The 11,984-nt window shown below is 35.5% G+C and carries 14 protein-coding genes; 9 read left to right on the top strand and 5 right to left on the bottom strand.

All coding sequences use genetic code 11. The features are described 5' to 3' along the window. The 7 genes from AC6CHK_RS01930 (at nt 1) to AC6CHK_RS01900 (ending at nt 6,075) form a co-directional block, all read left to right on the top strand. Nucleotides 1-867, top strand: coding sequence for an NAD kinase (locus AC6CHK_RS01930; RefSeq protein ID WP_498093022.1), 867 nt, complete (start codon nt 1-3; stop codon nt 865-867). Between the two features lie 68 nt (nt 868-935). After that, nucleotides 936-2,006, top strand: a complete 1,071-nt coding sequence (gene fbaA, locus AC6CHK_RS01925) for a class II fructose-bisphosphate aldolase (RefSeq protein ID WP_498093021.1) — start codon at nt 936-938, stop codon at nt 2,004-2,006. Between the two features lie 82 nt (nt 2,007-2,088). Further along, nucleotides 2,089-2,946 (top strand): acetyl-CoA carboxylase, carboxyltransferase subunit beta, encoded by an 858-nt coding sequence (accD, locus tag AC6CHK_RS01920; RefSeq protein ID WP_498093019.1) that lies wholly within the window; start codon nt 2,089-2,091, stop codon nt 2,944-2,946. Nucleotides 2,947-3,000: 54 nt separating this feature from the next. Continuing rightward, nucleotides 3,001-3,525 (top strand): DUF6973 domain-containing protein, encoded by a 525-nt coding sequence (locus tag AC6CHK_RS01915; protein WP_498093017.1) that lies wholly within the window; start codon nt 3,001-3,003, stop codon nt 3,523-3,525. Nucleotides 3,526-3,678: 153 nt separating this feature from the next. Continuing rightward, a complete protein-coding gene (locus tag AC6CHK_RS01910; RefSeq protein WP_498093016.1) occupies nt 3,679-5,082 on the top strand; it encodes a nucleoside recognition domain-containing protein in 1,404 nt (467 codons plus the stop codon). A gap of 19 nt (nt 5,083-5,101) precedes the next feature. Beyond that, entirely contained in the window at nt 5,102-5,632 is a 531-nt protein-coding gene (locus tag AC6CHK_RS01905; RefSeq protein WP_498093014.1) for a hypothetical protein, read from the top strand. 89 nt (nt 5,633-5,721) lie between these two features. Continuing rightward, nucleotides 5,722-6,075, top strand: a complete 354-nt coding sequence (locus AC6CHK_RS01900) for a hypothetical protein (RefSeq protein WP_498093012.1) — start codon at nt 5,722-5,724, stop codon at nt 6,073-6,075. 88 nt (nt 6,076-6,163) lie between these two features. On the opposite strand, the gene AC6CHK_RS01895 is transcribed toward AC6CHK_RS01900, so the two are convergent. The 4 genes from AC6CHK_RS01895 to AC6CHK_RS01880 all read right to left on the bottom strand — a co-directional run bounded on the left by AC6CHK_RS01895 (nt 6,164) and on the right by AC6CHK_RS01880 (nt 8,788). Next, nucleotides 6,164-7,039 carry a ferric siderophore ABC transporter substrate-binding protein gene (locus AC6CHK_RS01895; RefSeq protein ID WP_498093010.1) on the bottom strand — a complete coding sequence of 292 codons (876 nt, stop codon included), beginning with the start codon at nt 7,037-7,039 and terminating at the stop codon, nt 6,164-6,166. A gap of 11 nt (nt 7,040-7,050) precedes the next feature. Next, nucleotides 7,051-7,446 (bottom strand): ExbD/TolR family protein, encoded by a 396-nt coding sequence (locus AC6CHK_RS01890; protein ID WP_498093008.1) that lies wholly within the window; start codon nt 7,444-7,446, stop codon nt 7,051-7,053. Between the two features lie 6 nt (nt 7,447-7,452). Further along, nucleotides 7,453-8,157, bottom strand: a complete 705-nt coding sequence (locus AC6CHK_RS01885; protein WP_498093006.1) for a MotA/TolQ/ExbB proton channel family protein — start codon at nt 8,155-8,157, stop codon at nt 7,453-7,455. 169 nt (nt 8,158-8,326) lie between these two features. After that, nucleotides 8,327-8,788, bottom strand: a complete 462-nt coding sequence (locus AC6CHK_RS01880; protein WP_498093004.1) for a hypothetical protein — start codon at nt 8,786-8,788, stop codon at nt 8,327-8,329. Nucleotides 8,789-8,956: 168 nt separating this feature from the next. Here AC6CHK_RS01880 and AC6CHK_RS01875 point away from each other — a divergent pair, with 168 nt between their 5' ends. Further along, nucleotides 8,957-10,753, top strand: a complete 1,797-nt coding sequence (locus tag AC6CHK_RS01875; RefSeq protein ID WP_498093003.1) for a DUF885 domain-containing protein — start codon at nt 8,957-8,959, stop codon at nt 10,751-10,753. 46 nt (nt 10,754-10,799) lie between these two features. Here the strand turns inward: AC6CHK_RS01875 and AC6CHK_RS01870 are convergent, their stop codons facing one another. Beyond that, nucleotides 10,800-11,426, bottom strand: coding sequence for an endonuclease III domain-containing protein (locus AC6CHK_RS01870; protein WP_498093001.1), 627 nt, complete (start codon nt 11,424-11,426; stop codon nt 10,800-10,802). A 33-nt stretch (nt 11,427-11,459) separates the two neighbouring features. Between AC6CHK_RS01870 and bcp the strand changes: the two genes are divergently transcribed. Then, nucleotides 11,460-11,909, top strand: a complete 450-nt coding sequence (bcp, locus tag AC6CHK_RS01865; RefSeq protein ID WP_498092999.1) for a thioredoxin-dependent thiol peroxidase — start codon at nt 11,460-11,462, stop codon at nt 11,907-11,909. The last annotated feature ends 75 nt before the right edge of the window (nt 11,910-11,984 follow it).

The raw sequence follows: 11,984 nt of genomic DNA, 5'->3' as shown, positions 1-11,984 counted from the left end.
ATGAAGGCAGCCATATATTCTCAGAAAAAAGATCTTGATACTTTTTTATATTTAAGCAAATTTATTTCTGAACTTGAAGGCAGAGGCGTACAATCTGTTTTATTTTACGAAATGGCCGAAGCACTTCAGTTTTCAAAAATTTTTGATACTTTCAGTACAAAACAAGATCTTATTGATAAAGAAATTGATCTTTTTTTCACTTTTGGCGGCGACGGAACCATCGTAAATTCTTTAACTTTCATTGAAGATTTGGAAATTCCGATCGTTGGTGTAAATACCGGAAGATTAGGCTTTTTGGCAAGTTTTACCAAAGAAGAAGCTTTCAAAGAGCTTGATGCTATTTTAAAAGGTGATGTAAAAACCAGCCGAAGATCCGTAATAGAAGTTGTTTCACCAAGATCTGACGAATTTTTCCCGTATGCATTAAATGATGTTACCATTTCGAGAAAAGAAACCACATCAATGGTAACGGTAGATTCATATATTAATAATGAGTTTTTAAATGTTTTCTGGGGCGACGGCGTGATTGTATCAACTCCGACAGGTTCCACCGCTTATTCTTTGAGTTGCGGCGGCCCTATTATTTCTCCGAATAACGAAAACTTTGTCATCACCCCGATCGCGCCGCACAATCTCAACGTAAGGCCTTTGGTAGTAAATGATAAGGTGGAAATAAAATTCAAAGTGGAAAGCAGAGTTCCGCAATATTCGCTTTCTTTGGATTCAAGATTAATTCATATTGAAACTGATAAAGAAATCATCATTAAAAAGGCTGATTTTCAGATTTTGCTGGTTCAGCCGAATAATTTAAGTTTCTATGAAACCATTCGTCAAAAATTACTTTGGGGAAAAGACAAAAGAAATTAGTAATTTCTCAAAAATTATTACCTTTACAAGAATTTTCAAACATCATAATATTTTATAAAAAGTAAAACATGAGCAGAATTTTCCCGGCAGGAGTTGCCACAGGACAGTTAGTTACAGATATTTTCCAGTATGCAAAAGAAAATAAATTTGCATTGCCTGCAGTGAATGTTATAGGATCCAGCAACGTAAACGCAGTAATGGAAACTGCTGCAAAGCTAAACTCACCTGTAATCATTCAATTTTCTAACGGTGGAGCATCTTTCAACGCTGGAAAAGGACTTAGCAATGACGCTCAGAAATCAGCTATTTTAGGTGGTATTGCTGGCGCAAAACATATTCATACCCTTGCTGAAGCTTACGGAGCAACAGTAATTTTACATACCGACCATGCTGCAAAAAAATTGTTGCCTTGGATCGACGGTTTGATGGATGCAAACGAAGAATTCTTCAAGCAGACAGGAAAATCTCTTTACTCTTCTCATATGCTTGATCTTTCTGAAGAATCTTTAGAAGAAAACCTAGAAGTTTCTGCTGAATATTTTGAAAGAATGGCAAAAATGCAGATGACTTTAGAAGTTGAAATCGGTGTAACAGGAGGTGAAGAAGATGGTGTTGACAATTCTGATGTTGACAATTCCAAATTATATACTCAGCCGGAAGATGTAGCTTATACTTACGAAAAACTAAAAGCTATTTCAGACAACTTCACGATTGCAGCAGCTTTCGGGAATGTACACGGAGTTTACAAGCCAGGAAACGTGGTTCTTACTCCAAAAATTCTTGATAATTCTCAGAAATTTGTTCAGGAGAAATTCGGAACTGGTGAGAAGCCTATCAATTTTGTTTTCCACGGCGGTTCTGGTTCTACTTTAGAAGAAATCAGAGAAGCTATCGAGTACGGAGTTATCAAAATGAATATCGATACCGATCTTCAATTCGCTTACACAGAAGGGATCAGAGATTATATTGTAGACAACGTAGAATATTTGAAAACGCAAATCGGAAACCCTGAAGGAGAAGAAAAACCGAACAAAAAATTCTACGATCCAAGAGTTTGGATCAGAAAAGGTGAAGAAACTTTCTCTAAAAGACTGGTTCGTGCATTTGAAGATTTAAATAACGTAAATACGCTTAAATAAATTATAAATTTTGGTTTATAGATTTTGAATCTTAAATAATTTAAAATCTATAATCCAAAATTCAAAAATCTAAAATTTCATAATGGCAGCATTCGACTGGTTTAAAAGAAAAGCACAAAATATCACCACTTCTACTGATGAGAAAAAAGACGTGCCAAAAGGTCTTTGGCATCAGACGCCATCAGGAAAAGTCGTGGAACACGAAGAACTGAAGAAAAACAACTATGTTTCTCCTGAAGACGGATTTCATGTAAGAATCGGAAGTGCAGAGTTTTTTGACATCCTTTTTGATGAAGGAAAATTCACTGAACTAGATGCTAATGTTGAGAGCATAGATATGCTTAAATTTAAAGATACCAAATCTTATACAGACCGTTTAAAAGAAGTAAAAGCCAAAACTAAACTGACAGATTCCATCAGAAACGCCGTAGGAACCGTAAACGGAACCGAAATGGTCGTTTCATGTATGGATTTTGCTTTTATTGGTGGCTCTTTGGGTTCTGTAATGGGCGAAAAAATCAGAAGAGCGGTAGATTATTGTATTAAAAACAAGCTTCCTTATATGATTATTTGTCAGTCCGGAGGCGCGAGAATGCAGGAAGCAACTTATTCTTTGATGCAATTGGCAAAAGTTCAGGCAAAGCTGGCTCAGCTTTCAGAAGCAGGACTTTTGTACATTGCTTATCTTTGTGATCCTACTTTTGGTGGAATTACCGCATCTTTTGCAATGACCGCAGATATTATCATGGCTGAGCCAAAAGCATTGATCGGGTTTGCCGGGCCAAGAGTGATCCGTGAAACAATCGGAAGAGATTTGCCGGAAGGTTTCCAGACTTCGGAATTCCTTCAGGAAAAAGGTTTTGTAGATTTCATCGTTAAAAGAACTGAAATTAAAGAAATTGTTTCTAAAACTGTAAATTTATTGACAGTAAAAGCTTAGAAATTAAGTAAACAATATTTAATCTCTCTCTATTTTGGGAGAGATTTTTATTTTATGAGGACATTTAAAGTAATTTTCAACACGATAAAAAGCATGAGTTTTAAGAAAATTCTTAAGCTTTTATCTGCTGTTTTACCTCATCCTCTTTTTTCAATTTTAAGCTTTTATGCAACGGCCAGAGCTTTTTCTATCGCACAAAAACTGTATCCCGAAACGGCTTCCAAAAATGGCGAAGGAAATGCTTTCAGACATGCACTTTGGTGTTGTTTTATCATGATGTACTGCAGCAAGATTTCGTCACCTGAAAAAGCATTGGATTTCTGTAAAAAAATTACAGATCTGCATGAAGAACTGTTTCCCAATGAACCTTTGGAAACGAAAATGGACCTTCACAATAATAAAATCGGGATGGATTATTTCATGGAGATTCTTCCGGGAATTCATCGCCAGTTTTTTGAGAAAAGTTTTTTTATTGATGAATTGAAAAAGAAAACAGCCAATGCAAAAGTCCTGAAAAGTCTGGATGATGATTTTGAAGGTGAATTGGTATACATTAAAGAAAATAAATCTCAAGATTAAACCATTAAGAAGAATTAAGATAAATCATTCTGATTGTTAAGTTTTGACTTAATATTCTTAGCTGCTTACAGAATCTTAATGGTTCAAAAAAATAAAAGTTTCAGTTTTTTTACATTTAATTTATTATCTTTTCTAAAAATTAATTTTACATAAATGGTTCTCAGCAGAATTTGGTCAGCCTTCATCATCATCGCCATTGCTATTGCAAGTATAAAATACATCTCATCAAGCCATTACAAAACTATTTTCAACGATATGGTTGTGGGAAATGGCGGCGATACTGTACAAATTGCAACACAAAATATCAATACACTTTCTCCGGTTGTAAAAAACAACCTGATGAAAAAACCTGATTTTGCAGACAACAGAATACATTATAAGACAGATTCTTTACAACAGAATGTAAAAGTTTACCGCATCCAGGAAGCAGACGGCGTTATCGGAACTTCACAAACTGCTGTGGAAATCTGTATTGGCCTGATCGGAATCATGACTTTATTTATGGGATTCATGAGCATTGCAGAAAAGGCAGGCGGAATCAATTTATTAAGCCGTTTTATTCAGCCTTTTTTCTCCAGGTTATTTCCTGAAATCCCTAAAAATCATCCCGCTTTCGGACACATGCTGATGAATTTCAGCGCCAATCTTCTGGGCTTGGATAATGCCGCAACTCCTTTTGGATTGAAAGCGATGGAAAGTTTACAGACTTTAAATCCGAATAAAGAAACAGCCAGCAATTCTCAAATTATGTTTCTCTGCCTTCATGCAGGAGGAATGACTTTGATTCCGGTTTCCATTATTGCAATCAGAGCTTCGATGGGTTCCAAAACTCCGACGGATATTTTTCTTCCGTGTATGATTGCCACTTTTGCAGCCACTTTAGCCGCAATGATTATTGTTTCTTTATATCAGAAAATAAATCTTTTAAAACCCATTGTTCTTGCTTACGTTGGCGGAATTTCAGCATTGATCGCTCTTTTGGTGGTTTATCTGGTGCAATTAAGCAAAGATGAATTAGATATTTTCAGCAAAATTTTAAGTAACGGATTGATTCTCTTTATTTTCTTCGCGATAATTCTCGGAGCCGTTTACAAAAAGATCAACGTTTTTGATGCTTTTATTGATGGCGCAAAAGAAGGTTTCTGGACGTGTGTGAAGATTATTCCGTATTTGGTGGGAATGTTGATCGCTATTTCTCTTTTAAGAACTTCCGGTGTATTTGATGTAATTATTGACGGAATGAAATGGATCGCCAATGCAGCCAATCTTGATTCTAGATTTGTTGACGGGCTTCCGACAGCATTAATCAAGCCTTTATCCGGATCTGGAGCGCGCGGAATGATGGTTGATACGATGGCAACATTCGGAGCGGACAGTTTTCAGGGGAAATTGGCAGCGGTTTTACAAGGAAGTTCAGATACGACGTTTTATGTGATTGCGGTTTATTTTGGAGCCGTAGCCGTGAAGAATACGAGATATACAGTTGTTGCTATGCTTTTGGCTGATTTGGTTGGAGTAATTACTGCAATTGCTTTGGCATATTTGTTTTTTGCGTAATTGTATTTCAACTATGTCTTTGAAACGAGATAAAACTTTTAACCTGAAAAATATAAAATTGGGATTTTTCTTAAAACAATTATCTTTATATGAAATAGTTTTTCTTAGCTTAATTATATTTTTGGAATCCCTTGTTTATTATTTTAAGTCTAATAATATTCACTTAGAAGCTCTAAAAATTATAGGTTCTATAGTTTTTGTAGTTATTTGGTGGGTTCCGATTTCGACTCCATTATCAGAGAAGTTTCGGAATCTATACTTCTCCTTATTTTGGTTTGCAATTTGTATATTTTGGCTTGTAATTCATGCAGACTTTATAACTTCTATTTTGCCTCTTTTTATTTTTATATATACAGAAATTGCTCGTGTACTTTTTAAATGGATTTTTAAATTAGAACCTATTCCATTGCTCGTTTATAGATCTGCTATTCACAGATATAGTAAAATAGAAAACAGAAAATCTAGTCAACATGATTTTGGTTTTAGTATGTTTGTTTTTGTTCTTGGGATTTTTCTTTCCATAGCAATGGCTGCTTTATATACCAATTAGTAATTTAATTAAACTTCAAATACTTTAACCCGTTTAGGATCACAGATAAAGAATTCACATTACGATTAATCCGACAATTAACGCAGGCATTGGAAAAATTGATTTTAGACAAACCTGAAGAAAGTTTAATGCAGAAAGAATTGGATTTTAATTCTTTAATGAAAGATATATTTAAAATAGATTTTACGGAAATTTCTTCAAAGCCGAAAGAAGAGCTGATCGAAATCGTCAACGAAAGACAGGAAAGAGACCACAAAGATTATTACGAAATGCTCGGAAATCTTTTCTATTTCACAGGAATACAAGCCCATAATAATGATTTTCTAGACAAAGCAAAAACGTTTTATGAATTATATTTAAAAACCAGCGGAATTTTTGCACTTCCTGTCATTAACAGAATCAATGAAATCGCCAATAACGAATTTCCCGGCAAACAACAATGATGATTAGGCGATTATATATGGCAAATAAAAACAATAAATATCTACATATAAAATAAAAAAAGCACTTGAATAAAGTGCTTTTGTATTTTTAGAATGTAATTTTATAACTTCCGGTGGATGAAACACTGGCTTTTTCAGCCTTCACGTATTTCTTCACCCAGGAAACCGATGTCGAAACTACACAAGGATCTGAAACACCACCCGAACGCCTTGCAGAAACTACATTTCCGGCTTTATCAACCGTGTAAGAAATCGTGATCGATCCTCCGGCAGAGCAGTTGTGGCTTGGCTGTGCACCGCCTCTCCCCATTGTCCCTGGAATATAACCAACAAGCCTTCGATCTATCCCAACCTTGCTGTCACCGTTTCCATCGCCGCCCAAAGGATCACCGTCATTTCCAATTCCTTCGCCTGTTCCTTGGCTTCCCGCTTTTGTTCCTCTTCCTTTGATGAGGTTTCCAATAGCTGCTGTTCCTTTTCCGTCACCTTTTCCAGTTTTTGAGTTGGCCGTTGTTGCAGAACTTTTAGTTGTTTTTTTTGTAGTAGAGCTCGCTGTAGATTTTTTATTCGATTTAGAATCATCCTTTTTAGGAACGGTAACTTTTGTATTGTTTCCGGTAACTATTTTATCTTTAGTTTCGGTTTTTTTATTTTCAGGTTGCGGTTTAATGATTGTTTTAGGCTCCGCAACATTATTTTCTGTAGGCTCAGAAGTTGTTTCGTCTACTTTTGCGGCTAAGCTTCCTTCCTGATTGGCAGGTTCTTCAATTCCGGCTCCGTTTCTGTTGTCACCGAAATTAATAAGCATTGTTGTTACCAGTTCGGGTTCTTTTTCCCGTTGCGTAGGCTTCATTTTATAAATGAAAACGAACAGCAAAATAGCAGACCAGATAAGTACAGAAAGTACCGCACTTTTTACCTTGTCTCTATTATGTTCGTCTTTGTTTATTACGTAACCTCTCATAATTCTTCTGCTTATTCTTTTACCGTTGCTATTGCGATATTGAGTTTGTTTTTCTCAGCAATTTCCATTAAAAAAACAACATCTTTATGCATTGTGTTTTCATCAGCTCTTATAGTAAATGATTTTGCTGTTTTGTTCTGCAAATTTCCCACAATCGTTTGTTCTACCAATTCTCTGCTTATAGGTTTATCATCTACATAATAAGTTCCGTCCGGCTTTACACTTACGGTCATCGGATTTGGAATATTATCATCTATACTTCCGGTTTGCGGAAGCTTTACTTCAATCGCACTCTGATTAGCCGCTGACGATGTGATCATAAAAAAGATCAGCATCAGCAAGATAACGTCTGTCATCGCTGCCAAACTAAATTCGGGGTGCGCCTTATTTCTTCTTTGAATTTTCATAAGATTCTATAAAGGTTTATTGATGATATCTAAAAATTCTCCGGACACATTCTGTGTTCTCAAAACAAATTTGTCTATTCTTGTCAGCAAAATATTATAGAAAAAATTTGCCGGAATGGCCACCGCCAAACCAACTGCTGTTTGTCCTAATGCCGTATAAATACCTTCGGAAAGCGTTTTTGGTGAAAATGCACCTTCAGCATTAGACAAATCAAAGAACGCAATGATCATCCCGATTACCGTTCCCAAAAGCCCCAACATCGGAGCAATACTTGGAACGACTGCCAAAAGGTTCAGATTTTTTTCCATATTCGCTACTTCTATTTGCGCTTGTGATTCCATTGCGCTTACAATGTCTGAAACGGGTCTTCCTAATCTTGAAATCCCTTTTTCCAAAATTCTGGATTCCGGCGAATTCTGCGTTTTGCAGTAATCTGCAGCCGCTTCTATCTTTCCTTCTTTTATAAAGTCTTCAATATTGTTCATAAAATTGGAATCTGTTTTTGAAGACATCCTTTTTATATAGAAAAATCTTTCAAAAAAAAGATAAACCGAAAAAACACCCAGCGTCAAAACAGTTACCATCACTATTTTAGCGAAGGCTCCACCATGAAACAGGATGTCCCAGAATGAAAATTCAAGTTTTTCAGCAACCACATTAGGCGCAGCAACCTGTGCAAATAAAATCTGAGTAAGTTCTGTTAACAGCATCAATTTGTTTATTTATAATGGTTTTAAACGACAAAAATAAAGGATTATTATCAATTCTTATCTTAAAATAAGCTTAAAAAAAGTCTTAAAACAAAGATAACATCAAAAAAAGCAAATTTCTTTCCAAAAGTCTTGAAAAGAAATTAATATAGTTTAAATCGGGGTAAGATTAATCTTCGTCTACTTCAATAGGCTCCTGCTTAAATTCACATTTTAGCCTGAAAGGTAAAGGATTGTCCGATCCCGTGTAGAAATCATCAATATTTCCTTTCCAGATTACCTGAAGCTCGCCTTCTTCGTTGTTTTCAAAAATAAGATCATTATCATATATAAAAGCATCTTCGTCATCAAAAAGATCAACTTCTGTATAAATCTCATCATCAGCATCATTGATCTGAATGGTTTTCCCTTCAATCTCCGACGAATCTATCGGGAAATCGTAAACTTTCAGCGAAAGCTGAGGAAAATTGTACTGCAAAGAATCGTCATCCACATGATCGAGCCCATCGTCCGTTATGATTTCTACTTCCAGAAAATGTTTTTGATTACTATAAACAGCTTTGCAGTAAGTGCTTTTTATATTGTACTTTAAAGTTTCGTCCGGATGGTAAATTTTTAAAATCCCTTTCATTATTTCTTAAAAAAAGAACAGTAATATATTATGAATGTTAAACGTTTTCAGCAAAGATAAAAAATTGTGTGAATGTTTAAAATATTTTGAAAATTATTTTATTAAAATAAATACTTTCAATCTGTTGTTTTCTAATATTATCTATTTTTGCTGAGTAAAGATACTAAAATGAAAAACATCTTATTTAAAACAATATTAAGTTTATGCTTGGTAATAAGTTTAACAGCCTGCAAAAAAGAAGATTCTCCGCTTACGAAAGTGACGCCAACCAATCTAGATTCTATTGCAGCCAATTATTATGAGCAATACCTGAAACTTTATCCGTTGGAAGCCACTTCGCAAGGAGATTTAAGGTACAACGATCAGCTTCCGATCAATATTGATAAGGATTTTATTTTAGGTGAAATTGCCTTTTATCATTCGATTCAGAAAAAGCTTGAAAATGTAGATTACAAAAGCCTTTCGGATGATGATAAAGTGGTGTATGATGTTTTGGATTATACATTAAAAGACAAGATTGAAGCTTACGCATATCATCCTGAATATATTCCTTTCAGCCAGTTTACAGGTTTACCGCTCAATTTTCCTTTATATGGAAGCGGACAAGGAAGCCAGCCGTTTAACACCGAAAAAGATTATGAAGACTGGCTAAAAAGAATGGAAAAATTCCCGGCATGGATGGATGCTGCTGCACAAAATTTCCGTGAAGGAATTAACAATAAAATAGTTCTGCCAAGAAAACTGGTCATCAAAATGATTCCTCAAATGAGAGCAGAAGAAATTATTTCTCAGGATTTTAAAAAGAATATTTTCTTTGGTCCGGTAAAAAACTTTCCTAAAAATTTCACTAAAGCCCAAAAAGAAAAATATACAGAACTTTATAAAGAAGCTGTTGCGAAAAATATAATTCCTGCATACACAAAAATGGGCGACTTCCTTGAAAAAGAATATTTGCCTAAATCCAGAGAAACAGACGGTTACAACAGTCTTCCGAATGGAAATGAGATTTATCGATATTATGTAAAAAGCTGGACGACAACCGACAAAACACCGGAAGAAATCAACAAAATCGGACAGCAACAAGTGGCGATGCTTCGTTCTGAAATGGAAAAGGTAAAACAGCAGGTTGGCTTTTCCGGAACATTAGAAGAATTTATCAGTTCTGTAAAAACAGATTCTAAAGCGATGCCTTATAAAACCTCGAAAGAAGTTCTGAAGGGTTTTAATGATATTTTAGCTAAAATAACTCCGAAACTGAATACAATGTTCAGCGTAACGCCGAAAACTAAATTTGAAATAAGACAGACCGAAAAATTTCGGGAAGCAAGCGCAAGTGCGGAATATATTCAGGGAACTCCGGACGGTAAAAGGCCAGGCATCTTTTATATGCCCCTTCCCGATCCTTCAAAATTCAATGTAACTTCAGGCATGGAGTCTCTTTTTCTACATGAAGCAATTCCCGGACATCATTATCAGGTTTCTCTACAACAGGAAAATGAAAAGCTTCCAAAATTCATGAGATTTGGGTGGTTTGGCGCTTATGGTGAAGGCTGGGCGCATTATTGTGAGACTTTAGGTCCGGAATTCGGGCTTTATACAGATCCTTATCAGAAAATGGGCTATTTGAGTGATCAGATGTTACGCGCTGTTCGTCTAGTTGTAGATACAGGAATTCATACCGGAAAAATAACCCGAGAAGAAGCCATCACTTATTTCCTTAACAATATCGCTTACGATGAAGCCGGAGCAACTGCCGAAGTTGAAAGATACATGGCAATGCCGGGACAAGCTTTAGGCTATAAAATTGGTTCGTTGAGAATCCGCGAATTGAGAGATAAATACCAAAAAGAGCTTGGAAATAAATTCAGTTTAGCGAAATTTCATGATGAAATTTTAAGTCAGGGCTGTCTTCCTTTAGATGTTCTGAACAGAAAAATGGAGCTTTGGGCGAAGAAGATGAACTAGCTAAAAGCCTTTTATTGAGCAAAAAAATCCCTTTTAAAAGGGATTTTTATTTAATCTTTTCGAACATCAATTTTGTAATAAAATCTTTTTCACCTTTTCCGCGTGCGGGAGAATATTCTCTTCCGTAAAAAATAATCTGAAGGTGAAGTTTGTTCCATACACTTTCCGCCCAAATACTTTTTGCATCTCTTTCGGTTTCAATTACATTCTTTCCTGAAGTCAGTTTCCATTGCTTCATTAATCGGTGAATGTGTGTATCAACAGGAAAAGCAGGAAAGCCAAACGCCTGACTCATCACCACAGAAGCTGTTTTATGACCTACTCCTGGCAAAGCTTCCAACTCTTCGTAGGTTTGTGGCACCACTCCATTATGTCTTTCAAGTAAGAGTTCGGCCATTCTTTTCAGATTTTTGGCTTTCGTGTTTGAAAGTCCTATTTCTTTGATCAATTCTTTTATTTCTGAAACTTCCAGTTGAGCCATTTTTTCCGGTGTTCCGGCAACTTTAAAAAGATTGGGCGTGACTTGATTCACTTTTTTATCGGTCGTTTGTGCGGAAAGCGCAACCGCAACCATTAAAGTAAATGCATCGCTGTGCTCTAAAGGAATGGGAACTTCGGGATATAATTTTTCTAATTCGGACTGAACAAGCTCGGCTCTTTGCTTTTTTGTCATTTAACCATTAAATTTGAGCAAAAATAAATCATTATGCTGAAAGTTGGAGACAAATTACCGGAATTTGAAGGAACAAATCAAGATGGAGAAAAAGTAAACTCATCAAAATTAATTGGAAAAAAGCTAGTTATTTTCTTTTATTCTCAAGCCAATACTCCAACTTGTACTGTTGAAGCATGCAATCTAAGCGATAACTATTCTGAACTCGAAAAAGCAGGATTTCAATTGTTGGGAATAAGTGGAGATTCTGTAAAAAAACAGAAAAATTTTCACAGCAAATTTTCTTTTCCTTATGATCTTATTGCTGATGAAAACCACAAAATTATTGAGAAATTCGGAGTTTGGCAGGAGAAGAAAACTTTTGGCAAAACGTATATGGGAATTGTGCGGACAACTTTTATTTTTGATGAAAAAGGTATTTGCGAAAGAGTAATTGAAAAAGTAACTTCAAAAACCGCTGCTGAACAGATTTTAGAAGGATAGCTTTACAATTATCATTCTGAATGAAACGAAGTGACATGAAGAATCTTTAAATTAGATTCTTCCTTCGTCAGAATG

Source organism: Chryseobacterium sp. GQ58 (genome assembly GCF_059758895.1).
This window is presented reverse-complemented; position numbering and strand designations above follow the sequence as displayed.